The 25,679-nt window shown below is 32.4% G+C and carries 22 protein-coding genes; 21 read left to right on the forward strand and 1 reads right to left on the reverse strand.

What is annotated here, in order from left to right; all coding sequences use genetic code 11:
- Nucleotides 1-136 precede the first annotated feature (136 nt).
- From LBD57_RS01775 to adhE, 21 genes are all read left to right on the forward strand, one after another.
- Complete coding sequence (locus LBD57_RS01775; RefSeq protein ID WP_373469629.1) at nt 137-853, forward strand: RluA family pseudouridine synthase; 717 nt, start codon at nt 137-139, stop codon at nt 851-853.
- 23 nt (nt 854-876) lie between these two features.
- Nucleotides 877-1,923, forward strand: coding sequence for a DUF362 domain-containing protein (locus LBD57_RS01780; RefSeq protein WP_373469630.1), 1,047 nt, complete (start codon nt 877-879; stop codon nt 1,921-1,923).
- Between the two features lie 10 nt (nt 1,924-1,933).
- The gene (locus LBD57_RS01785) at nt 1,934-2,569 is read left to right on the forward strand and encodes a regulatory protein RecX (RefSeq protein WP_373469631.1); all 636 of its coding nucleotides are present in this window, start codon (nt 1,934-1,936) and stop codon (nt 2,567-2,569) included.
- Nucleotides 2,570-2,591: 22 nt separating this feature from the next.
- Nucleotides 2,592-4,148, forward strand: a complete 1,557-nt coding sequence (purH, locus tag LBD57_RS01790) for a bifunctional phosphoribosylaminoimidazolecarboxamide formyltransferase/IMP cyclohydrolase (protein WP_373469632.1) — start codon at nt 2,592-2,594, stop codon at nt 4,146-4,148.
- 28 nt (nt 4,149-4,176) lie between these two features.
- Nucleotides 4,177-4,914 carry a hypothetical protein gene (locus LBD57_RS01795; protein ID WP_373469633.1) on the forward strand — a complete coding sequence of 246 codons (738 nt, stop codon included), beginning with the start codon at nt 4,177-4,179 and terminating at the stop codon, nt 4,912-4,914.
- Between the two features lie 288 nt (nt 4,915-5,202).
- Nucleotides 5,203-8,283 carry a transcription-repair coupling factor gene (mfd, locus tag LBD57_RS01800; protein ID WP_373469634.1) on the forward strand — a complete coding sequence of 1,027 codons (3,081 nt, stop codon included), beginning with the start codon at nt 5,203-5,205 and terminating at the stop codon, nt 8,281-8,283.
- Nucleotides 8,284-8,315: 32 nt separating this feature from the next.
- A complete protein-coding gene (clpB, locus tag LBD57_RS01805) occupies nt 8,316-10,919 on the forward strand; it encodes an ATP-dependent chaperone ClpB (protein WP_373469635.1) in 2,604 nt (867 codons plus the stop codon).
- Between the two features lie 185 nt (nt 10,920-11,104).
- Nucleotides 11,105-12,322 (forward strand): acetate/propionate family kinase, encoded by a 1,218-nt coding sequence (locus LBD57_RS01810; protein ID WP_373469636.1) that lies wholly within the window; start codon nt 11,105-11,107, stop codon nt 12,320-12,322.
- 11 nt (nt 12,323-12,333) lie between these two features.
- Complete coding sequence (locus LBD57_RS01815) at nt 12,334-12,795, forward strand: DUF177 domain-containing protein (RefSeq protein ID WP_373469637.1); 462 nt, start codon at nt 12,334-12,336, stop codon at nt 12,793-12,795.
- Nucleotides 12,796-12,797: 2 nt separating this feature from the next.
- Nucleotides 12,798-13,028, forward strand: coding sequence for a 50S ribosomal protein L32 (gene rpmF / locus LBD57_RS01820; RefSeq protein ID WP_373469638.1), 231 nt, complete (start codon nt 12,798-12,800; stop codon nt 13,026-13,028).
- Nucleotides 13,025-14,041 carry a phosphate acyltransferase PlsX gene (plsX, locus tag LBD57_RS01825; protein WP_373469639.1) on the forward strand — a complete coding sequence of 339 codons (1,017 nt, stop codon included), beginning with the start codon at nt 13,025-13,027 and terminating at the stop codon, nt 14,039-14,041. The genes rpmF and plsX overlap by 4 nt, the downstream gene beginning before the upstream one ends.
- On the forward strand, nt 14,041-15,030 hold the full coding sequence (locus LBD57_RS01830; RefSeq protein ID WP_373469640.1) for a beta-ketoacyl-ACP synthase III: 990 nt from the start codon (nt 14,041-14,043) through the stop codon (nt 15,028-15,030). Before plsX ends, LBD57_RS01830 begins: the two co-directional genes overlap by 1 nt.
- Before the next feature lie 208 nt (nt 15,031-15,238).
- Nucleotides 15,239-16,171 (forward strand): ACP S-malonyltransferase, encoded by a 933-nt coding sequence (gene fabD, locus LBD57_RS01835; RefSeq protein ID WP_373469641.1) that lies wholly within the window; start codon nt 15,239-15,241, stop codon nt 16,169-16,171.
- Nucleotides 16,168-16,911: a 3-oxoacyl-[acyl-carrier-protein] reductase gene (gene fabG / locus LBD57_RS01840; protein WP_373469642.1), complete on the forward strand. Its 744-nt coding sequence runs from the start codon at nt 16,168-16,170 to the stop codon at nt 16,909-16,911. Before fabD ends, fabG begins: the two co-directional genes overlap by 4 nt.
- Before the next feature lie 46 nt (nt 16,912-16,957).
- The gene (gene acpP / locus LBD57_RS01845) at nt 16,958-17,197 is read left to right on the forward strand and encodes an acyl carrier protein (RefSeq protein ID WP_373469643.1); all 240 of its coding nucleotides are present in this window, start codon (nt 16,958-16,960) and stop codon (nt 17,195-17,197) included.
- Nucleotides 17,198-17,206: 9 nt separating this feature from the next.
- A complete protein-coding gene (gene fabF, locus LBD57_RS01850; protein WP_373469644.1) occupies nt 17,207-18,448 on the forward strand; it encodes a beta-ketoacyl-ACP synthase II in 1,242 nt (413 codons plus the stop codon).
- Nucleotides 18,438-19,121, forward strand: coding sequence for a ribonuclease III (gene rnc / locus LBD57_RS01855; protein ID WP_373469645.1), 684 nt, complete (start codon nt 18,438-18,440; stop codon nt 19,119-19,121). Before fabF ends, rnc begins: the two co-directional genes overlap by 11 nt.
- 64 nt (nt 19,122-19,185) lie before the next feature.
- The gene (locus LBD57_RS01860) at nt 19,186-20,349 is read left to right on the forward strand and encodes an acyl-CoA dehydrogenase family protein (protein WP_373469649.1); all 1,164 of its coding nucleotides are present in this window, start codon (nt 19,186-19,188) and stop codon (nt 20,347-20,349) included.
- A 190-nt stretch (nt 20,350-20,539) separates the two neighbouring features.
- Complete coding sequence (locus tag LBD57_RS01865; protein WP_373469646.1) at nt 20,540-21,325, forward strand: electron transfer flavoprotein subunit beta; 786 nt, start codon at nt 20,540-20,542, stop codon at nt 21,323-21,325.
- Nucleotides 21,326-21,390: 65 nt separating this feature from the next.
- Entirely contained in the window at nt 21,391-22,617 is a 1,227-nt protein-coding gene (locus tag LBD57_RS01870) for an electron transfer flavoprotein subunit alpha (RefSeq protein WP_373469647.1), read from the forward strand.
- A gap of 178 nt (nt 22,618-22,795) precedes the next feature.
- On the forward strand, nt 22,796-25,393 hold the full coding sequence (gene adhE, locus LBD57_RS01875) for a bifunctional acetaldehyde-CoA/alcohol dehydrogenase (protein ID WP_373469650.1): 2,598 nt from the start codon (nt 22,796-22,798) through the stop codon (nt 25,391-25,393).
- Here the strand turns inward: adhE and LBD57_RS01880 are convergent.
- A partial coding sequence (locus LBD57_RS01880; RefSeq protein WP_373469648.1) for a hypothetical protein occupies nt 25,386-25,679 on the reverse strand: 294 nt, incomplete at its 5' end. The genes adhE and LBD57_RS01880 overlap by 8 nt on opposite strands.

The following is a 25,679-nucleotide window of genomic DNA, read 5'->3' on the forward strand; positions in this document are numbered from 1 at the left end:
TACTTAGATGGGACTTGAGAAATGAGAAAGGAGATAAAGTTGCTCCTGGTGTTTATTTTATAACTATAAAATCTGATTCCGCAAAAACTCAAGTCAAAAAGTTTGCTGTGAAAATATAATAGGGTGTTACTATTAAATGAAACAAGAAATAGAGATAATTTATGAGAATGAAGATATTATAGTTGTAAACAAAACTTCTGGCATATATGCAATTGCGCAATGTAGTGTAAATGAAGCAAAAACAGTTTTAGGTATTTTAAGTAAACAAATTGCTCAAAAGATATTGCCTATACATAGTCTTGATGTAGACGTTAGTGGAAGCGTGGTTTTTGCAAAAAATGAGAAATCTTATAAACATATAATAGAACAGTTTAAGAACAAAACAGTAGTTAAGAAATATATAGCTTTATTGTCTGGTTGTGTTCAAGATGACAATGGAGAAATTAATAAGCCCCTATTGGTTTTAAAAGATGATGTTTCTATAGATATAACAGGACAAGAGGCTATTACAAAATTTAAGGTTTTAGAGCGTTTTAAAAGTTATACTTTAGTAGAGGCTTTCCCTATTACAAGTGTTAAACGCCAACTAAGATTACATTTTTGGAGTATGGGTAATCCTCTTGCTGTAGATGCCCAATATGGTGTTAATGAACCTATTTTATTATCTTCATTAAAACGTAGATATAAACCTAAAAAATGGCAACAAGAACGCCCTCTTATTTCTAGGTTAACACTTCATTTAGAGTCTTTAACTTTAAAAATTCCTGACACAAACGAAGAAAAAAAATTTAAAACTTTGTTGCCAAAAGATTTTGAAATTACTTTAAAAAAATTAGAGAAATATGGAAGATAATTTTTTAGTTTAAGGAGCATAATATGCCTAGTAAAGTTTATTTTCTTCCTTGGAATAGGTGCAATGAGTTGTATAATTATTTAAAAGCTTCTAGAATTTTTGGGCATATAAAAGCTAGAAACTTTATTGCTATAAAAGTACATTTTGGTGAAGAGAATAATAAAGGACATATTGATCCGAAGTATGTCTTACCAGTCGTGGAAATTATTAGAGAAAAAACAGCATACCCTTTTTTAACAGATGCAAGTACAATTTATGTAGGTAAAAGGGCTGATGCTTACCACCATCAGATTATAGCTCATAAGCACGGGTTTACAATTGATGTTTGTGGTTGTCCTATAATAATTGCAGATGGCTTAAGAGGAGATGTGCAAGTACAAGTTGAAGTAAATTTAAAACATTTTAAAACTGTTGCAATAGCTCAAGAGATATGTAGTGCAGATGGCTTTATATTTATGAGTCATTTTAAAGGGCATGAACTAACAGGTTTTGGGGGTGCTTTAAAAAATATAGGTATGGGGTGTGGTAGTAAAGCTGGTAAATATGCCATGCATCATTCTTGTAAACCTACCCTAGATCAAAAACATTGTATAGGGTGCGGCAACTGTGTTAAGCACTGTTATCAAAAAGCTTTAACTCTTATAGAAAAAAAAGTAGTTATGGATAAAAAAAAATGTGTTGGTTGTGGACAATGTATAGTAAATTGTGCGTTTAAAGTGTTTGGATTAAAATGGAATGAAGATTCAGTAGGTGTCCAAGAAAAAATAGTTGAGTATGCAGCAGGTGTTTTAAAAGACAAGAAGGGTTCATATGTAAACTTTTTAAATCATATCAGCAAATACTGTGATTGTTTTTCTGTGCCTAAAAATAATCCGTTGATGGAAGATGTTGGTATTGTAGCAGGGGCAGACCCTGTTGCAGTTGATCAAGCGAGTTATGATTTGATAAACAAATCTTATGGTAAAAACTTTTTTAAAGAAATTTATCCTCAAATAAATCCTATTGTACAGTTACAGTATGCTCAAGATTTGGGTTTAGGGTCTAGGGAATATACTTTAGTAAACTATTGATGGTATGAAGATGAAAATATTAATTAAAAAAATAGAAAAAATGCATGTTAATAAAAACATGTTTAAACTATATTTCGAAAATGGAGATAGTTTAATAGTTTTTTCAGATACTATAGTTAAATTTTCTTTAAGGCCAGGCATCAGTATTTTAGAAAACGATTATAATGAGTTGATTTCTTATGACAAATCAAACAAAGTTATGTTTGACTCTTTAAAGCTACTTTCAAAGAAAGCTTATAGTGAAAATTCCTTAAGAGAAAAACTTATCCAGAAAGGCTATAATACAGATATTGCAAACAAAGCTCTTACAAGATTAAAAGAGTTAAATTATATAAACGATGATAATTATGCTAAAAATTATGCATTATATTTATATAAAAAAGGTAAAGGTGCATTTTTAATTAAAGCAGAACTTGAAAAGCAAGGAATTGAAAAAGATTTAATTAAGGAAACTTTAGAAAAGATTAAAGAAGAAGGTGAGTCTTTTGAGGTTATTTTGAAAATATTAAAAACTAAATTTAAAAATTTTAATAATAAAGATAAAAATGAAACAAAAAAAGTTATTTCGTTTTTTTTAAGAAGAGGATTTGCCTTTGAAGATATTTCAAGGGCAATCAAGAATAATATAGATTGTGATTCAATTTAAAAATCAGGAGATAATTTTTAATATGCCTACAGCTTTAATTAGTGTGTCTTGTAAAACTGGTGTTATAGAATTTGCAAAAGAATTAAAAACTATAGGCTGGAACATAATTTCTAGCGGAGGTACGGCGAAAGTTTTAAGAGAACATTCTATAGAATGTAAAGAAATATCAGATATTACAAATTTCCCTGAGATTTTAGATGGGAGAGTTAAAACTTTGAATCCTAAAATATATGGCGGCATTTTAGCTATTAGGAATAACCGAGAACATTTAAATCAATTGAAAAAATATGGTATAGATACAATAGATATGGTGGTGGTAAATTTATATCCTTTTGAATCCGTAATAAATAATATAGAAAAACCACACGACAAAAATATAAACCAAGAAGTTATAGAAAATATAGACATTGGAGGAGTGTCTCTTTTAAGGGCTGCATCTAAAAACTATAAAGATGTTTTAGTTATTTGTGATAAAAACGACTATAGTTTAGTTATAGACAGTTTAAAAAACAGTTCATCGTTATACAGTTTAAAATTGATTTTAGCAGCTAAAGCTTTTAGACATACAGCTTATTATGATTCTCTAATTTCTACTTATTTGACATACGAGAAGTTTCCAGACCAATTGACTATACCGTTAAAAAAAGTCTCGAATTTAAGATATGGAGAAAATCCTCATCAGTGTGCAGCAGTGTACTCAAATGAAACTGAAAAAAATAAGTCTGCTGTAATATCTGCCAAGCAACTCCATGGTAAAGAACTGTCATATAATAATTATTTAGATTTAGAATCTGCTTGGCGCTTGGTGCATGAATTTGGAAAACCTGCTTGTGTAATTATAAAACACAATAATCCGTGTGGTTGTGCCCAAGGCAGAGATTTGCAAGATTCCTATTTAAAAGCATTTTCCTGTGATCCTATGAGTGCTTTTGGCAGTATAATTGCTTTTAATAGATCTGTAGACTCTATACTTGCGCAAGAAGTAAGTAGACTTTTTGTTGAGTGTATTATTGCTTGCGATTATTCTAAGGAAGCTTTAGACATTTTAACGCAGAAAAAGAATATTAGGCTCCTTAAACAGGATATATCTTACAAAAAAGAGAATGATGTTGTAGAATATAGAGCAATTTCTAGCGGAATGTTAGTGCAAGATAAAGACAATAGTCTTATATTTGAAATAAAAGTTATGACAAAAAGAAGTCCTACAGAAGAAGAAAACAGCTCTTTAGAGTTTGCATGGAAAGTTGCAAAACATGTAAAATCAAATGCTATTGTTTTAGTAAGAGGATTGCAAACAGTTGGAATAGGTGCTGGACAAATGAGTCGAATAGATTCTTTAAAAATTGCAGTTGAAAAGATGAGGGAAGTAAAACACGGTTTAGATGAAAATAAAAAACCTCTAGTGCTTGCTTCAGATGCTTTTTTCCCGTTTCCAGACGTTGTTGAGGAAGCTTTTAAAGTTAATGTTACTGCAATAGTACAACCAGGGGGCTCTATAAAAGATAATGATTCAATAAAAGCTGCAAATTATAGAAACATAGCAATGATACTGACAGGAATGCGCCATTTTAAACATTGATTTGTAAAATAATAAGAGGTATTTATTTATGAAAAAGATTACACTTGTTTTTATGTTTCTTATTTTATTTGGAATTGTTTCTTCTGCAGATACAAAATCTAAAAAGAAAGAACAGGTCGATGTTTTCTCAAATATTTCTGAAACGTATGATGGCACAGGTAGACCTTATGCTTTAGATTACTATTGGGATTTTCCATATGGCCCTTTATATGAGCAAGCTGCTGAAGAGGGGTACGGAGAGACTTACTATACTTATGATCGTTTTTATGGATCTGAAGTTCGTAGAAAAAAGTCTTATCAAGAGTTAAATAATTTAGTATCGTTGGAACAAAAGAAAACTCAAGTCAAACTTGTTCAAAAAGAAATTTCTGGAGTAAGAGTTTTACAAGCAAAGTTTTATAAACAGTATACGCCCGATACGGTACCTATTTCTATAGCAGAAATTACTGTGGAAAATAAGTCCAGTACGCCTATTATAACTGTTTTTTGTAGAGGTAGACTTATATCACATAAGACAGGCGAAGTAATATTTGAGGGTACTTTTAAATATGATATGCCAAAGGAGTTACCTAGCGGAACTAAAGAGACTTATGAGATTGACTTAAATAGTTTTGGACAGTGGGCAAAAGTAAGAGTCCCAGATTTAACAAAATTTGAGGTTGATATTGTTGGTATAGAAACGAATAAAGGAAAAGTTCTAGTTGCAGAATTTTCAAAAGAAGATAAAGCAAAATTGCAAAAATTAAGAAAGAAATATATATACTAAAATATATATAAAAAAAGTCAAAGTCTAGTTTGTCCTTTTCTGTTTCGTAAGAGTAATTTTTTTATGAGTAACTTCTTCTTTTTCCATAAGATTGGTCAAGTCAGGATTCGCATTAAAATGTGACTTGATCGAATTTAATGAAAAAAGAAGTAGCTTATTAACCCATTGTATTGTTTTTGCTCAAACTATTGATATAATTAATAGTTCTGATTACGACATTACTAGAGCTAGTCTTAATATACTAGCTCTAGTATTTCTGATTTTTAAAAATCGATTAAATTTACATTTATGGTAACTTACTTATCTGGCATTAACGCATCTGCAAAAGCACATTTTTTGTTTAGGCATATTACTCAACTAAAAAGCCTAAACAGCGCTAGCCTTCATATCTTTACTTTTGTCAAAGCTGAAGAATTAAATTCTTTTTATGACAATTTAAAATGTTTTTTTAAAGATAGTATTGATATTTTTTTATTTCCATATGATGACACACAAGCAAGAATTGTTACTATAGAAAAGATAAAAACGCTGAACAATTTTATTGTTTGTGCAACTGATAATTCAATAAACATGGAAGTTTCTAATCCTGAGGATAATCTAGGGGTTAAAGTTTGGAAAGGAAAAGAGTATGATTTAAATACATTTATATTATCTTTAGTATCTTCCGGATATACAAGAACAAATTTTGTAGAAGATAAACTGCAATTTTCAGTTAGAGGTGAAATTGTAGATATATGGCCTCTATCTTTAGATATGCCAATAAGACTTGTCTTTGAATATGACAATATTGAATCTTTAAGATATTTCGAACCTGCTACTCAGCTTTCAAATGTTGCTTTAGAAAATGTTCATATACTTCCTATAAATATTCCTAAGTCCAATTTTACTATAAAAGACTATTTCTTTTATAAGAATAAAGGAAGTGAAACAGTAATATATTTTGATTATGCAATTGATAAAAAAGTAGACAAGCAATTTAACAAATGTGAGTTTCTTATAAACGACCCGTTAAATGTACAGTCAAAATATATGGGCTATAAAAGTTTTGTTGGTTTTCAAGGAGATACAAATTTTTTTGTAAAATCGTTAAAAAATTTTTTAGATGATAACATTAAAATTAAAATCTATTATGCTAACGATGGCGAAAAAAGGCGTATTTTAGATATTTTACATGATAGTAGGCTAAATTATAAAGATATTGAATTTTTGTATGGCAATTTGTCAGAAGGTTTTTATTTAGATACTTTAAGAACAGTATTTATTTCTAGTAGGCAAATGCTTTATAAAAAAAGACCTGTAAATTTTCCAAAGGTAAAAGAAGGTAGGCGTTTAGAGGGAATTTGGGAAATTTCGCAAGGGGACTATGTAGTTCATGAAAGATATGGGATAGGTCGTTACGTTGGACTAAAAACGATTTCAAGACAAAATAGCACTAGTGAGTATTTATGTATAGAATATAAAAACTCAGACAGACTTTATGTTCCTCCTGAAGAAATAAAAACAGTAAAAAAGTATATAGGTATAGAGGGAGTTAAGCCTAAATTATATTCTATGGATACTCTTTCTTGGGAGAGAATAAAGTCTAGAGTGCGTGAAGCTGCTGCAAAATTTGCTAAAGAGCTTTTAGAACTTTACGCACAGAGAAGTTTAATTAAAAGGCTTCCTTTAGAAAAACAAACAACTTGGGAAAAGGAGTTAGCAGATTCTTTTCCTTATGAAGAAACTCAAGATCAATTAAAGGCTATAGAAGATATAAAAGATGATTTTTCTAAAAATTATCCTATGGAAAGACTGATTTGTGGAGATGTTGGGTATGGAAAAACTGAAGTAGCATTAAGGGCTGCTTTCAAAGTGGTGACGCATGGTAAACAAGTTGCTGTGCTTGTACCAACAACAGTTTTAGCTCAGCAAGATTACAATACTTTTTCCAATAGATTGTCCATGTTTCCAACCAACATTGTTGTTTTAAGTAGGTTTCAAACTAAGTATGCTCAAGAAAAGATAATAGAAGATCTTAAAAATGGTGCAGTAGATATAATTATTGGTACGCATAGACTATTACAGAAAGATATAGAATTTAAAGATTTAGGGCTTTTAATAGTTGATGAAGAACATAGATTTGGAGTTAAACAAAAAGAAAAAATTAAATCTTTAAAGAAACACATAGATATTTTATTACTTTCAGCAACTCCTATTCCACGAACATTATCTTCTGCATTGTCTGGGTTTAGAGATTTATCATTAATAGAGACGCCTCCGTATGGGCGTCTTCCTATAGAAACAAGCCTTGCACTATATGATGATATTTTAATAAAAAATATTATTGAGGCTGAGTTGTCAAGAAATGGTCAGTTCTTTTATGTATACAATAAAGTTGAAACAATTTTAACAAAAGCTGACAGTATCAAAAAACTTGTTCCAGATATCAAACTTGGTATTATTCATGGGCAGCTGCAGGCTAGAGATATAGAAAATATAATGTGGAAATTTATAAATTTAGAACTGGATGGTTTAATTGCTACTACAATAGTAGAATCAGGACTTGATATTCCATCAGTAAACACTATGATAGTAGAAGAAGCAGAAAACTTTGGACTTTCTCAACTTTATCAATTAAGAGGGAGAATTGGTCGAAATAGGCAAAAAGCTTATTGTTATTTGTTGTATAAGGATAAAAAGTTAAGTGATGAAGCAACTAAAAGACTTGAAGCCATGAAAGATTTCAGTGAATTAGGTTCTGGGTTTAGGCTTGCATTAAAAGATTTGGAAATTAGAGGTGCGGGCGGTATTTTGTCTAAAAGTCAGCATGGTTTTGTAAGAGATATAGGGTATGATATGTTTTCTAAACTTCTAAAAGAGGAAGGCAATAAACTTAAGGGCGATGGGAATATTACAGAAATAGATGATAGAGAAAACGCAAGTATAGATTTACAAGTTAATGCGCTAATTACACAAGATTATATTCCTCAAGATGATATAAGAATTTTATTTTATAGAAAGCTTTCAGATGCAGATAATCAGGAAACAATAGAAAATATACGTTCTGAACTTTTAGACCGTTTTGGCAAAATTCCACAAGAAACGAAAATGTTGCTAAGTATAGCTAAACTAAGACTTTTAGCTCAAAAAATAGGAGTAGAGAGAATTTCTGAAGATAGTAAATATTTATATATATACTTTTTTGAAACTTTAGATTTTTCTAAATTAGATATTACAAAGCTAATAAATAATTATTCAAATAAAATAGAGTTTATTTCTGGTAAGAATTATGCGTTTAAATTAATAAAAAATATAACTAATGAAAATACGGTTGAGTATGTGAAAAACTTTTTGATAGACTTACAGTCCATATTCAATACAAAGAAATAAGTTTAAATGTATATTTTATAGGAGGATAAATAATGGATATTTCTAAGTTTACTGTTAAATCTCAAGAAGCTTTAGTGGACGCTCAAAATATAGCTCAAGATTATGGAAATCAAGAAATAACCCCAGAACATTTATTGTATGCATTAGTTAAACAACAAGATGGAACAGTTGGAGCAATAATTAAAAAGATTGCCGCTACTGGCCAAGAAGAAATGTTATTTTCAAGCATATACAGGGAAGTGCTTTCTGATATTGAAAAAAGACCGAAGGTCTCAGGAGGTAATCTATTTTTATCTTCAAGTTTAAACAAAATTTTAAATAATTCACAGAAAGTTGCCAAAAGCTTGAAGGATGATTTTGTTTCAACAGAACATTTATTAATTTCGATTGCAGAAGAGACCGCAGAAACTTCTTCTAAAATATTAAAAAAATACGGTATTTCAAAAGATACTATTTTAAAAGTTCTTGTAAGTATTAGAGGTGATCAACATGTTAGGGACCAAAATCCAGAAGATAAGTACCAAGCTTTAGAAAAATATGGAAAAGACTTAACAGATTTAGCTAAAAAAGGGAAACTAGACCCTGTTATAGGTAGGGACGAAGAAATACGTAGATGTGTACAAGTTTTGTCTAGAAGAACAAAAAATAATCCTGTTATAATCGGCGAGCCGGGCGTTGGTAAAACTGCAATAGTTGAAGGACTTGCACAACGAATAGTTTCAGGCGATATCCCGGAAAGTTTGAAAAATAAAAGAATTATCTCTTTAGACCTAGGATCATTAATAGCTGGAGCTAAATATAGAGGAGAATTTGAAGATAGACTTAAAGCTGTTTTAAAAGAGATTCAAAACGCAAGTGGAACTATAATTTTATTTATAGATGAGTTACATACAATAGTAGGCGCTGGAGCTTCTGAGGGAGCAGTTGATGCGGCCAATATGTTAAAACCTATGCTTGCTAGAGGAGAGCTACGTCTTGTTGGAGCTACAACTTTAGATGAGTATAAAAAATATATTGAAAAAGACGCTGCCCTAGAGAGACGTTTTCAGCCGATTTTTGCAGGAGAACCATCTGTTGAAGATACAATAGCAATCTTAAGAGGAATAAAAGAAAAATATGAAGTACATCATGGTGTAAAGATAAAAGATTCTGCATTAGTAGCAGCTGCAACGCTAAGTGCAAGATATCTAACAGATAGACATTTGCCAGATAAAGCAATAGATTTAATTGACGAATCTGCAAGTAGACTCAGGATAGAGATAGATTCTATGCCTACAGAACTAGATTCTATTGAACGTAAAATGAGGCAACTTGAAATAGAAAAACAAGCTGTAAAAAAAGAAACTGATTCTGCGTCTAAAGAACGGCTTTTAAATCTTCAAAAAGATATAGATAAGCTAAAACATGAATCTGCTGATATGAAAGTCCATTGGGAAAAAGAGAAAAATTGTATTTCACAAATAAGACAGCTAAAAGAAAAGATAGAAAATATAAAAATTGAAGAGCAAAAAGCCGAAAGGAATGGGGACTTAAATTTAGTTGCAGAAATTCGTTATGGAGAAATTCCAAATATGCACAAACAGCTTGAAGAAGAAAACAAAAAACTTTTAAATCTTCAAAAAGAAAAAAGGATGTTAAAGGAAGAAGTTGACGAAGACGACATTGCTCAAGTTGTTAGTAAATGGACAGGTGTTCCAGTTAGTCGTATGATGCAAAGTGAAATTCAAAAACTTCTCAAATTGGAATCCAGTCTACATAACAGGGTTATCGGTCAAGATGAAGCAATAACTGCTATATCTAATGCTGTAAGGCGTTCACGGTCTGGGATTTCAGACCCAAATAGACCTATAGGCTCATTTTTGTTTTTGGGACCTACGGGCGTTGGTAAAACAGAACTTGCAAAAGCTTTAGCAGAACTTTTGTTCGACGATGAGAAAAATATAGTAAGAATTGATATGTCAGAATACATGGAAAAACATAGCGTTTCGCGTCTTATAGGTGCGCCTCCGGGATATGTTGGTTTTGAAGAAGGAGGTCAGCTTACAGAAGCTGTAAGAAGAAGACCTTATTGTGTTGTTTTGTTTGATGAGGTTGAAAAAGCAAGCACGGAAGTTTTTAACGTTATGCTTCAGTTATTTGATGATGGTAGAGTTACAGATGGACAAGGAACAACAGTTGATTTTAAAAATACAGTTATCATTATGACATCAAATATAGGTTCTCAATATATTCAGCCAGGGAAAGATGATGAAGAAATTAAAATTAATATAAATCAAGAATTACGTACTTTTTTTAGACCAGAATTTTTAAATAGAATTGATGAAATAATAATATTTAAAAATTTAAATTCTAGCGAATTAAATAAAATTATAGATATTCAAATTAAAACATTACAAGAACGTCTTTTGTTGCGAAAAATAAACGTTAATTTGACAGATAAAGCAAAAGACTTTTTGTCTTTAAAAGGTTATGATCCTGTTTTTGGAGCAAGGCCTTTAAAAAGAGCAATACAAACATACTTATTAAATCCTCTTTCGTCAAAAATTATTTTAGGAGATTTTAAAGAAGGAGATGTTATATCAGTAGATGTTTCAAAAAAAGATGTCCAATCTTTAGAATTTAAAAAAGTTATGTAAATTAATGATAGAAAGGTTTCTCTAAAAACCTTGATGTACATCTTTACTGAGCTACCACAAAGTTTATTGACGATATAATTTGACAATGTATCTGAAATACTATAGAATCAGTTGCTAAGCAGGTTGATTTTTTTATTTGTAACCAGTTTTCCAGAGAAACCCAACTATAAAACGGGAGTTTAATAGTGAAAATATTGGTGTTAAATTGTGGGTCATCATCTGTTAAGTACACTCTTTTTGAAATGCAAAGTGAAAAGAAGCTTGCTTGGGGTATTGTTGAATGTATAGGGTTACAAGAGGCCTTTTATACAAGACATGTAGAAAATATTCAAGGAAGAAAAGAAGTTGTAAAGGTTTCAAATCATAATCAAGCAGTAGAGCTTATAATAAAAGATCTTTTAAATAAAGTAATTTCAGATGTTAGCGAGATTTCTGTTATTGGGCATAGGATAGTTCATGGCGGGGATAAATTTTATAAATCAGTTTTGGTTACAAATGAAGTAAAAAAAGACTTAAAAAATTGTTTTTCAATGGCACCTCTTCATATGGGTGCTCATTATGCTGGTATTGAAGCTGTTGAAAAGATGCTTATAGGTGTACCTTCTGTTTTAGTTTTTGATACGGCATTCCATCAAACTATGCCAGACTATGCTTATATGTACGCGTTACCTTATGAATTTTTCAAAAAAGATCATATAAGAAGATATGGTTTTCATGGGACTTCTCATAGTTATGTTTCGCAAAGAGCAGCTGAAATGTTAAATAAGCCACTAAGTGAGATCAACTTGATAACTGCGCATTTGGGAGCAGGAAGTAGTATTGCTGCTATTAAACAGGGAAAAGTTATAGATACTTCTATGGGCTTTACTCCTTTAGAAGGTGTTATGATGGCAACTAGGTGTGGAAATATTGATCCTGCAATTATTACTTACATAATAAATAAATACCCACAATATAAAGATGCAGTTGCTTTAAATAAATTAACAAATCAAGAAAGTGGATTAATAGGAATTTCTGGTGTTTCTGGTGATATGAGAGATATTTTAAAAGCCATAGAAAGGGGTAACAAAAGAGCTTCTTTAGCTTTTGAAATGCTTTGTCATAGTATAAAAAAATACATAGGTGCTTATTTTGGAATTTTAAATGGTATAGATGCTTTAGTTTTTACAGCAGGCATAGGAGAGAATTCTTTTCCGGTAAGAGAAAATGTATGTAAAAATTTAAGTGTATTGGGGATAGAAATAGATTTGCACGAGAATGCTAGACATTCTAGTAGTGAACGGTTTATTTCTACAGAATCTTCAAAAGTTAAGGTTATGATTATACCTACTAATGAAGAGTTAATGATTGCTAGAGACTCTAAAGCAGTGTTGACAAATATACAAATGACATCGTATAATTAGAAAATATTGTTATGAAAGAATTAGTTATAAAGTTGTCTGACTTTTTAAAAAAAGATATAGTAGAAATAAATAAATGTAAGTATACAAGAGATATTGGTTATCAAATAAATATAAGCGTATCTTTTAAAGCTATTAAAATTGCTGATTCTAAAGTATATGTAAAAGGCAAGGTAGCAGGTTTTATTGAACAGCAGTGTTCTCTTTGTCTTGAAGTTTATAGCCATCCTTTAGAAATTCCTATTAATATAAATATGGATGTTAAAGAAGGTTGTGTTGATGTTAGTGAGGAAGTTAGACAGTTGATACTTCTTGAGATGCCATCAAAACCTGTTTGTAATGATGATTGTTTGGGTATATGCAAAATTTGTGGTAAACATAATCGAAAAGATTATTCTTGTTCTTGCGTTGATGAATATAATGATTGTAGTAAAGAAAGATGGAAAGAATTGTTAAATAAATATCGGAGGAAGTAAAGATGCCAAATCCAAAAAGGAAACATACCCCACATCGTAGGGATTGTAGAAGATCAGCAAATTCAAAATTAGATGCTCCAAATTCGAGTAAATGTTCAAATTGTGGTGCGGCAAAAATGCCTCATAAAGTATGTCCTGAATGTGGTTTTTATAAGGGAGTTCTAATTGTGCCTAAGAAAGTCAAAAAAGCACAAAAATCTGAAAATGCTCAAGAAGAGGCACAAGCAAAATGATAATTGCACTGGATGCAATGGGCGGAGATTTTGCACCGGTATCGACTGTTGAAGGTGCGATTTTAGCTGCAAAACAAGCTAATCATAAAATTTTACTTGTAGGTCAAGAACAATCTATTCTTGATGAAATGCGTAAACACAGTAAAAAATATAATTTAAAGTCTCTTAATATTGAAATAATTAATGCTGATGAAGTTATTGCTATGGATGAACATCCTGTAAAAGCTGTTCGCCAGAAACGAAATTCATCTTTGTCTATTTGCGCAAATCTTGTTGCTAGTGGCAAGGCAGATGCATTTGTTTCAATTGGTAATTCAGGAGCAGTTATGGCAGCGGCTCTTTTTTATTTAAAAAGAATAGAAGGTGTTTTAAGGCCTGCTATATCTACTTTTTTCCCAACAATGGAAGGTAATTGCATACTTGCTGATATGGGGGCTAATGTAGATTGTAAGCCAGAGTATTTACTTCAGTTTGCTATAATGGCCAGCTTATTTTATGAAAAAATTGTTGGAATAAAAAGACCAAGAGTAGGGTTGGTTTCTGTTGGAGAAGAACCTACAAAAGGCAATGCTCTTTCTGTTGCTACTTTTGAACTTTTAAAAAAAACTGATTTAAATTTTATAGGCAACGTAGAAGGTAGAGATATTCCAAGATCCAAAGCAGATGTAGTTATATGTGATGGGTTTGTTGGAAACGTTATTTTAAAATTTGGAGAAGGTCTTTCTGAGATGATTTTAAAATTGATCAAAAAAGCTTTAAAAAAGCATCCTTTTGCTTGGGCGTCTTTGCCATTCTTATGGCTTGCCATAAAAGATTTAAGGAAAAGTGTTGATTATACAGAAATTGGCGGAGCTCCTCTTTTAGGGGTGAATGGAATTAGCATAGTAGGGCATGGGAGTTCTAATGCAAAAGCTGTAAAAAATGCAATTTTTGCAGGGGTAAGAGCTGTGGAGCAGAATCTTGTTTATGAAATAAAAGAAGCTATAGCAAAGTATAATAAGGTTATAGAATAATGAATAAAAAACTTGGTGTTAAAATTTTAGGTACAGGTTCATATTTTCCAGATAAAGTACTTACTAATACTGACTTAGAACAAATTGTTGAAACTTCTGATGAATGGATAAGTACAAGAACTGGAATAAAGGAAAGAAGGATAGCAGCTGATGGTGAATTTACTTCTGATCTTGCATATAAAGCTTCTTTAGAAGCTATAAAATCTGCAAATATCAAACCTGAAGAAATAGATTTAGTTTTAGTAGCTACAATTACTCCAGATATGTTTTTTCCTTCAACAGCTTGTTTTTTACAGAAAAAATTGGGATTGAACTCAGTTCCTGCTTTTGATTTATCTGCAGCTTGTAGCGGGTTTGTTTATGGAATTGCCACTGCAAAAGCGTTTATAGAGTCTGGGCTTTATAAGACTGTTTTATTGATAGGTGCAGAAGAGCTTTCTAAAATTACAGATTGGACTGACAGGAATACATGTGTTCTATTTGGAGATGGAGCAGGCGCTATGATTTTATCTGCTTCACAACAAGATGACAATGTTTTGTCTACTTTTTTAGGTGCAGATGGCTCTTATGCTGATTTGCTTTTGATGCCTGGTGGTGGAAGTGTGAACCCATCCACCGTTGAAACTGTAAATGGGAAATTACATTCAATAAAAATGCAAGGGAAAGAAGTTTTTAAAACAGCTATACCTAAAATGGCATTTGCTGCTCAAAAAGCTTTAGAATTTTCAGGAAAAAATTTAGATGATATAAAACTCTTTATTCCTCATCAAGCAAATATGAGAATAATTGAAGCTGTTGCAAAGAAGATGGGTATTCCTATGGAGAAAGTTTTTGTTAATATTTATAAAACCGGGAATATTTCGTCTGCAACTACTATTACAGCTTTAGATGAGGCTATAAAAACAGGAAAGTTAAATAAAGGGGACTTAGTTGAACTTATAGCTTTTGGTGGTGGTTTTACGTGGGGAGCTACAGTGTTAAGGGTTTAAGGTCTCTCTAAAAATCTTAACGCATATTTTTGATGTGCCTTTTTTGATACTGCTACGTTAAACACACCTGTGTTACTTACAGTGTATTAAAAAAACTTGTGTTTATGGAACAACAATTCCTGTCTTTTCTGCTTTATATTGTCAAAAAATTGTAGTAATTATTACACAATAGGGTTTTTAGACAGACCCTTTAAACTAGAGGTTATAAATGCCAAAGATAGCGTTAATGTTTCCAGGTCAAGGCTCTCAAACAGTTGGTATGGGTAGAGATCTTTATGAAAAATATCCTAAAGCAAAAGAAATTATAGATTTAGCAGGTGATGATATAAAAGACGTTATTTTTAATGGATCAGAAGAAAAATTAAAACTTACTAAATATGCTCAACCTGCAATATTTACTGTTTCTATGGCTGTTTTTGAAGTTTTTAAATCTAATTATGATTTTTCAAAATCTGAGTTTGTTGCTGCAGGGCATTCTCTTGGTGAATATTGTGCACTATGCGCAGCAGAGTTTTTTAGTTTTAAAGATGGTTTAGAAATGGTAAAAGCTAGAGGAAAATTTATTCAAGAAGCTTCTTGTCAAAACCCTGGCATAATGGCTGCAATTTTAGGTATGCAAAAAGAACAAGTTTTAGATATTTGCTCCAAAGTTTCTTCTTATGGTGTGTGTGAAGCTGTTAATTTTAACTCTCCAGGGCAAATAGTTATAGCAGGTACTTCTAATGCAGTAAATAAAGCTATAGATCTTGCAAACGAATCTGGCGCTATAAAAACTGTTGTATTGAATGTTTCAGGTCCTTTTCATTCTTCTTTTATGGAGTCTGCTTCAAATAAAATGGAACAGGAATTGAAAAAATATAATTTTAATAATCCTTCTTTTGGGGTGTACACAAATTGTGATGCTCAACTTACAAAAGATATATGTCAAATAAAAGAAAAACTTGTAGCTCAAATAAAAAGTCCAGTTAAGTGGGATGAGATAATGCAAAATATGATCTTGCTAGGATTTGAAAAATTTTTAGAACTTGGGCCTGGAAGAGTTTTGTCTGGACTCTTAAGAAGGATTGATAAAACAAAGAAATCTTTAAACATTGAAGACAGTATAAGTTTACAAAAAGCATTGGAGGAATTAAATAAATGAAACTTCAAGGAAAAGTTGCTGTTATTACAGGTTCTGCTCAGGGGATAGGTAGATCCATAGCTGAGACTTTTGCGTCTGAGGGTGCTAGTAGTGTAATTTCAGATATTAATGCAGAAGCTGCTTTAAAAACAGCAGAAGAAATAAAATCAAAATATGGTGTTGAAACTATATCTGCTGCATGCAATGTTGCAAAATTTGAAGAATGTGATTCTTTAATTAAAACTACTCTTGACAAATTTTCCAAAATAGATATACTAACCAATAATGCAGGAATAACAAAAGATAATCTTGTTTTAAGGATGACAGAAGCTGAGTGGGACGCTGTAATTGCCGTCAATTTAAAGGGTGTATTTAATTGTATAAAAGCTGTAAGTAAGTCTATGCTTAAAGCAAGGCAGGGTAGAATAATAAATATAGCTTCTGTTGTTGGGCAGATGGGCAATGCCGGACAGATAAATTATTCTGCAACTAAAGGCGGAGTTATTGCTATGACAAAGACTTGCGCAAGAGAGTTTGCATCAAGAAATATTTTAGTAAATGCTATTGCTCCAGGATTTATACGTACAGCTATGACAGATAAACTTACTGAAGAACAAAAGAAGGCTATGTCTGACAATATACCTTTAGCAAGACTTGGAGAAGCTTCTGATATAGCAAAAGCAGCGCTATTTTTTGCAAGTGATGATTCTTCTTATATAACAGGGCATGTTTTAGCAGTTAACGGTGGGATGTACATGTAAAAAAATTGCGCAATCGCAAATATTAAAAAATAAAGGAGGACGTAAAATGGCAGATTTTGAAGCTAGAGTAAAAGAGATTATTGTTGAGCAATTGGGTGTAGATCCTGCTGAAGTTGTGACAGGCGCATCATTTGTAAACGATTTGGGAGCAGATTCTTTAGATACAGTAGAGCTTGTTATGGCTTTTGAAGAAGAGTTTGGGATTGAAATTCCGGATGAAGAAGCAGAAAAAATTCAAACCGTAGGAAATGCTATAGATTATATTAAGGTTCATGCTGCAAAGTAAGGCATAAAAATGAATAAAAGAATAGTTATAACCGGCATGGGAGTAGTTACACCTATAGGTATAGGTTTGCCTGAGTTTACTACAGCTTTAAAAGAAGGTAAATCTGGTGCTAGTACAATAGATTTTTTTGATACGAGTGTGTATACTACAAAATTTGCGGCTACCGTTAAAAACTTTAACCCAGAACAATTTATAGATAAAAAAAATATAAAAAAAATGGCGAAGTTTACGCAGTTTGGCTTTGCAGCTGCAAAGATGGCAATAGAAGATTCTGGTCTAGATTTATCTAAAGAAGACTTATCAAGAATTGGTGTCATAACAGGGACAGGCATAGGTGGTTTGGATGTAATTGAAGAAGAAGAGCAAGCTTTGCTTGCAAAAGGGCCTAGACGAGTAAGCCCTTTTTTAATTCCTATGATAATTACAAATATGTTGCCAGGAGAAATAGCTATTAAATATGGTTTTACTGGTCCAAACTATTCAGTTACAAGTGCCTGTGCTTCGTCTAACCACGCTATAGGAGATAGTTTAAAACTTATAAGAAGTCTAGATGCTGACATAATAATTGCAGGCGGCTCTGAAGGTGCTATTACTCCGTTAGGAGTTGCAGGTTTTTGTTCTATAAAAGCTCTTTCTCAAAGAAATGATGAACCTCTTAAGGCGTCTCGTCCTTTTGATAAGGATAGAGATGGTTTTGTTATGGGAGAGGGGGCAGGTATTGTTGTTCTTGAAACTCTAGAACATGCTTTAAATAGAGGAGCAAAAATATATGCTGAACTTTTAGGCTATGGTGCATCTGATGATGCGTATCATATAACCGCTCCAGAGCCTGAAGGAAAGGGTGCTATTATGGCTATAGAAAAGGCTATTTGTGATGCTTGTATTTCTAAAGAAGAAGTTGACTATATAAATGCACATGGTACCTCTACAGCTATGAATGATAGAATTGAAACTTTTGCAATAAAAAAAGTTTTTGGTAATAGAGCTTACAATATACCAGTTTCGTCTACAAAATCTATGACAGGTCATCTTTTAGGTGGTGCGGCTGGAGTTGAACTTGTTGCCACAGCCCTTGCTATGCAAGAGGGTTTTATACCGCCGACTATCAATTATCAAACTCCTGATCCAGAATGTGATTTGGACTATGTACCAAATATAGCAAGAGAGCAAGCTATAACTTGTGCTATTTCAAATTCTCTAGGGTTTGGTGGTCATAACGCAACTATAGTAATAAAAAAATATGTTAAGTGAAAAAATATTAAAACTTCAAAAGATTATTGAATATTCATTCGATAATCTTGAAGTCTTAATAATAGCACTAACTCACAGATCTTATGCCTCACAAGTAGGGCAAAAAAATTGTAATGAGCGTATGGAGTTTTTGGGAGATAGTATTTTGTCAGCTATTGTAGCAGAAACTTTATACGTACGTTATCCTACTGAGAGTGAAGGTAAATTATCTCAATTAAAAGCTCAGGTAGTTTCTGCTCCTAATTTAAGTGTTTGGTCGCAAGAAATAAATTTGGGTGATTATATTTTTTTAGGAAAGAGTGATGATACAAAAGAATCTAGAGAGAGAGAAGGTTTGCTTTGTGATGTTTTTGAAGCTATTGTAGGAGCTATTTATTTAGATGGTGGTTTTGAAAACGCAAAGAAGTTTGTTTTAAAATTTTTGAATTCTAAAAAAGAAATAGTAGTAACAGATTATAAAAGTAAGCTTCAAGAACTTACTCAAAAATTATATAAAAAATTTCCAGATTATAAGATAATAAAAGAGTTCGGTCCTGACCACAATAAAAAATTTGAAGCTGTTGTACTTATAAATAGTAAGCTTTTAGGTAACGGCATTGGAAATTCTAAAAAAGAAGCTCATCAAGTTGCTGCTCAAAAAGCTTTAAAAAACATAAAGAGTCGCTCGACGTAAATAGTGTTTGGTAAGCAGTATTTACGCCGATAGATTTTATTAAAAGAGGTTAAAAGTTATGGTAATGAACTATATGTTGTCTGAAGAAGAACAAATGATGGTTGAAACTGCTAGAAACATAGCAGTAGAAAAAATGAAACCTGTTAGAGAACATTACGATGAAAAAGAAGAATTTCCGTGGGAGATTGTAAAAGAATTCGCTCAAGCTGATTTGTGTGGTGTTTATATACCTGAAGAATATGGTGGTTTTGGTAAAGGGATAATGGGACTTGTTCTTGTTGTTGAAGAGCTTTGTAAAGTTGATGGGGCAATTGCTCTTTCGCTTGCTGCAACAGCGCTTGGAACGCTTCCAATACTTATAGCTGGAAACGAAGATCAAAAGAAAAAATATTTACTAGACATTGCTTCTGGTAAAAAGCTTGCAGCTTTTGGTTTAACTGAAGCTAGTGCAGGTTCTGACGCTACTGGTATGAATACCACTGCAATTAAAGACGGCGATTATTATGTTTTAAATGGTACAAAATGTTTTATAACTAATGGAGGGGATGCAGAGACGTACACTATTTTTGCAAAAACTAATCCTTCAAAAGGTGCAAGAGGGATATCTTGTTTTATAGTAGAAAAAGGTACTCCCGGTTTTGAGTTTGGTAAAAAAGAAAAGAAAATGGGTATCAAAGCATCTTCTACAAGAGAGCTTATATTTAAAGATTGTAAAGTACACAAAGATAATGTATTGGGAAAAGAAGGGCATGGCTTAATGATAGCCCAAGCTACTTTAGATAATTCTCGTCCTGGTGTAGCAGCCCAAGCTCTTGGTATAGCAGCTGGTGCGTTAGATGAAGCTGTGGACTATGCCAGAAAAAGAGTGCAATTTGGTCAACCTATAGCTTCTTTCCAAGGCATACAACATATGCTTGCAGATATGGCTACAGAAGTAGAAGCTGCAAGGGCATTGCTTTATGCTTCTGCAAGAATGATAGATGCAGGTACTTCAAAGCGTACAAGTAAAGAATCTGCAATGGCTAAACTTTTTTGTTCAGAAGTTGCTATGAAAGTTACAACAAATGCAGTACAAATTCTTGGTGGATACGGGTATTCTAGAGAATATCCTGTAGAGAAAATGATGAGAGATGCAAAAATAACAACTCTTTATGAAGGGACAAGTCAAATCCAGAAAAACGAAATTGCTCTTAACCTTATAAAAGAGTCTGCAGCAAAAACAAAGTAGATTTTTGCCTATGTGAGACTAAATCCTCTAAAGCATATAAATGTTGTGAGTTTTTTGATAAAGGAAGTTAAAAACGAGTATCTGGTGATAAGTGCAAGTTTTTTAACGTAACAGTACCAAAAAATCATAAGTAAAGATATGCGTTAAGGATTTTAGATAAATCTCATATATTGGTAGATGTGGAGAAAAAATGAATATAATTGTTTGTATTAAGCAAGTGCCTAATACAGAAAATGTACAGATTGATCCCCAAACAGGTAGGCTTAAAAGAGATGGCATAGAGTCTATAATAAATCCTTATGATGAATACGCTATAGAAGAAGGCGTAAAACTTAAAGAGAAGTTTGGAGGTAAAGTAACTGCTATAACTATGGGACCTCCACAGGCAGAATCTGCGTTAAGGGAAGCTATTGCTAGAGGCGCAGATGAAGCTGTTTTAATAAGTGATACAGCATTTGGCGGAGCAGACACTTTGGCAACCTCTTATACTTTATCCACTGCCATAAAGACAATAGGAAATTATAGTATTATAATTTGTGGAAAACAAGCTGCCGATGGAGATACTGCTCAAGTTGGTCCGGGTATAGCAGAGATGCTTAATATACCGCATGTTTCTTGTGTTAAAAAAATTGAAGTTATAGATGATGTTTCTATTAAAGTAGAGAGAATGATGGAAGATGGATATGATTTAATAGAAAGTTCTCTTCCAGTTTTACTTACGGTTGTAAAAGAAATAAATAATCCAAGAATGGCATCTCTTAAAGGGAAGATGCTTGCAAAAAAAGCTATTATTAAGAGTCTTGATGCTATTTCTATTGGAGCTGATATAAAAAAAATTGGATTAGATGGATCTCCTACACAAATTGTAAATATATTTAATCCTCCACAAAGAACGGGCGGAGAAAAGTTTGTAGGACAAGCAAAAGATATTGCTGCTAATATAGTTAAAAGGTTATCGGATCTTGGAGTAATATAAAGTTGGTTATAAAAAGTGAACTATAAACTAGTTTTTCACTTTGTTAAAAACGGGAGTTTTTTAAAATGGCAAGTACTATTAATATAATAAGTGAAAAATGTGTTGGGTGCCAAATGTGTGCTAAATCTTGTCCTTTTAGCGCGATTTCTATGGTTGAAAGGCCAGAGCATCCTAAAAAACTTATGCTTGCTAAAATAGATTTAAATAAATGCACTTATTGTGGAATTTGTAATCAAACTTGTAAATTTAATGCAATAGAAATAAAACTAGATACTCTAGCAACAAGTATTGACAAGAGTCTTTATAAAGGTGTTTGGATTTATGCAGAGCAAAGGCATGGAGTCATTCATAAAGTATCATATGAACTTTTAAATAAAGGAAAACATCTTGCAAAAGAGTTAGGAACAACTGTTAGTGTTGTTTTAATTGGCGATAATATTAAGGCAAAAGCGCAAGAATTCATTAATAGAGGTGCGGATAAAGTTTATGTTTGTGACGATCCTATTCTTCTTGAATTTCAAGATGAACCTTATGTATCGGTTTTTTCTCAATTGATAGAAAAAGAAAAACCTGAAATTATTTTAATAGGTGCTACAGATATAGGACGTTCTTTTGCCCCTAGGATTGCAGCCAAGATTAAAACAGGTCTTACAGCAGATTGTATCTCTTTAGAAATAGACCCTCAAACAAGAAATTTAAAACAAACTAGACCTGCTTTTGGTGGCAACATTATGGCTTCTATTGTAACTCCTCAACATCGTCCTCAAATGTCTACAGTTAGACATAAGGTTTTTAAAGAAGCTAAACTGGAAGAAGGGAAAATAGGTGAAATTGTTGATTTTAAAGTAGATGTTAAGACAATAATAAACAGAACAAAATTTTTAGGGTTTGTAAAAGATGAAAGCACTTCTATAGATATTTCTGATGCAGATATTATTGTAGCAGGAGGAAGAGGTGTTGGTAGTGTGGAGGGTTTTAATCTTTTAAAAGAACTTGCAGATCTTTTAGGAGGGGCAATAGGAGCTTCGAGAGCGGCTATTGATGCTGGCTGGATACCTTATTCTCACCAAATAGGGCAAACAGGCAAGACAGTTTCTCCTAAAGTTTATATAGCTTGTGGAATATCAGGCCATATTCAGCATACTATTGGTATAAATGCAGATATTATTATTGCAATAAACAAAGACTCTTCTTGCACAATGATGAAAACAGCTACTTATGCATTAGAGGGTGATATGCATGAGATAATTCTCAATATAATAAGAGAAATAAAGTCTTGTAGATGCGGTTAATTAAAAAACTATAGCAAGATTAAGATAGATCTAAGATATAAGCTTATATCTTTAAAATTTGAAAAAGTTAAGAGAGGGTTAAAACTTTTGTGTTAATATAGATTGATCTCGATAGGAGATAAAAGTGCCTAAAACAAGAAATAAAGAAATTGTTAAAAGTGTTAATCCTAATCGAAACATGGATAATTTTATTGTAGATAATACTAAATCTTTAAAAGGGCTTATTCTTCGTGTAAAAAAAGCGCAAGAAATTTACGCTACTTTTACTCAAGACCAAGTTGATTCTATTTTTAAAGCCGCCGCACTTGCTGCAAATAAGGCAAGAATTCCTTTAGCAAAAATGGCTGTAGAAGAAACTGGTATGGGTATTGTTGAAGATAAAGTTATTAAAAATCATTTTGCTAGCGAATATATTTATAATAAACATAAAGATGCTCTAACTTGTGGCATCATAAGTGAAGATAAAGCAAATGGTATTAAAATAGTAGCAGACCCTGTAGGAGTTATAGCGGGTATTGTTCCAACAACCAACCCAACTTCAACTGCAATTTTTAAGTCTCTTATTACACTAAAAACGAGAAACGGTATTATATTTTCTCCTCATCCAAGATCTAAAAAATCCACTGTAGAAGCTGCAAAAATTGTTTTAGCTGCTGCCGTTAAAGCTGGTGCTCCAAAAGACATTATAGGTTGGATAGATATCCCGTCTTTAGAGCTTACAAATTTACTTATTACAGATCAAAATGTTGCAACAATACTTGCAACAGGAGGGCCTGCGATGGTAAAGGCGGCATATTCTTCAGGGAAACCTGCTCTTGGAGTAGGCGCTGGTAATACTCCTGCAATTATTGACGAAACTGCAGATATTCAAATGGCAGCTTCTTACATTTTGATGTCTAAAACTTTTGACAACGGTATGATTTGTGCTTCAGAACAATCAATAATAATTATAAAAGATGTTTACAAAAAAGTTGTTGATGAATTAGTTTTGAGAGGAGCATATATTCTAAACAAAAATGAAAAAATTAAAGTTGCAAAAACTATAGTCATTAATGGCAAATTAAATTCTCAGATAGTTGGACAATCTGCGTATAAAATTGCTCAATTATCTGGCATAAGAGTGCCTGAAGATGTAAAAATTCTTGCAGGAGAAGTTTCAGATATAAGTTTAAATGAAGCCTTCGCTTACGAAAAATTGTCCCCTGTAATTGCTATTTATAAAGCTGAAAATTTTGAAGATGCAGTGGAAAAAGCCTATAAATTAGTAGAACTTGCTGGAGCAGGACATACATCTGTTTTGTATACTGACGCAAGAAAACAAGATAGAATTAATATTTTTGCTGAAAAATTGCATACAGGGCGCGTGTTAATAAACACTCCTTCATCTCAGGGTGCAATAGGTGACTTATATAATTTTAAACTAGAGCCGTCTCTTACTCTGGGGTGTGGTTCTTGGGGAGGCAATGCTGTGAGCGAAAATATTGGAGTAAGACATTTATTAAATTACAAGACTGTTGCTCAAAGACGCGAAAATATGCTGTGGTTTAGAGTACCTCCGAAAATTTATTTTAAAAGAGGAGCAACAGATTTAGCTTTGCGAGAACTTGTTGGCAAAAAGCGTGCATTTATAGTTACTGACAGGTTTTTGTTTGATTCCGGAGTAATTTATAGTATTACAAAAGTTTTAGAAGATATAAAAGTCGGCTATCAGATATTTTTTGATGTAAAACCAGAGCCTACCCTTAGTACCATAGATGAAGCTTTACTGATAATTAACGTGTATCAGCCTGATGTTATTATTGCATTTGGTGGAGGCTCTCCAATAGATGCTGCAAAGATTATGTGGTTGATGTACGAATACCCAGACACTAATTTTCAAGATATTGCAATGAGATTTATGGATATTAGAAAAAGAATTTGTGATATCTCTGAACTAGGGGAAAAAGCACAGATGGTTGCAATCCCAACAACTTCTGGGACAGGTTCTGAAGTTACGCCTTTTGCTGTCATTAGAGAAGATTCAACTCATATAAAATATCCAATAGCAGATTATTCACTAACACCAAATATGGCAATAATAGATCCAAACTTTGTAGATTCTATGCCTAAAAATTTATGTGCTGCTTCAGGAATAGATGCTTTGACTCACGCTATTGAGGCATATGTTTCTGTGCTTGCTACAAATTTTACAAATTCACCTGCTTTAGAGGCTATGAAATTGATATTTAGATATTTACCGCGTTCATATGAATATGGCATAAATGATCCAGTTGCAAGAGAAAAAATGCATTATGCTTCAACTCTTGCAGGCATGGCTTTTGCTAATGCTTTTTTAGGTGTATGCCATTCTATAGCGCATAAGTTAGGAACGGCATTTAGTATTCCTCACGGTATTGCAAATGCTTTAATTATAAATCAGGTGATACGATACAATGCTACTGATCGTCCAAAAAAGCAAGCAATTTTTCCACAATATAAATTCCCTAATGTAAAAGCAAAGTATGGGCAAATTGCAGATGAGTTAAACCTTGGAGGAAAAAATGATGATGAAAAGCTAGAACTGTTAATAAATGCGATAACAAAACTTAAAAAAGATATTAACTTGCCTCTTTCTATAAAAGAATATGGTATTGAAGAAAAATCTTTTTATAATAATTTAGATAAGTTGGTAGAGCAAGCTTTTGATGATCAATGTACTGGAGCAAATCCTGTATATCCTTTAATGGAAGACTTAAGAAGTATCTTGATTAAAGCTTATAATGGTCAAGTCAGGTAATAAGATCAAGGCCTTGAGCAACGAACGCAACATTAGCAGAACCAGCTTGGGATATGGTAATGGTCTGAGGGTCAAGGGTAACCGTGTCAGGTAGAGGGGCAGGATTAGGAATAGGATCAATAGGGTCAACAGGGGAAGGGGCAATAGAAGGAGTAAAAGTAAAAATAAGAGTATTATCAATGACTTTGAGTTCAGTACGAGTGTTAGTGAAGAGATAAGAGCCGTTAGTATTGGTAAGGCCTAACTTTCCCCCAATGCCATAGGAGTCGATGAGATTAACAGTAAG

Source organism: Candidatus Endomicrobiellum cubanum (assembly GCF_031278955.1).
Lineage (GTDB): Bacteria > Elusimicrobiota > Endomicrobiia > Endomicrobiales > Endomicrobiaceae > Endomicrobiellum > Endomicrobiellum cubanum.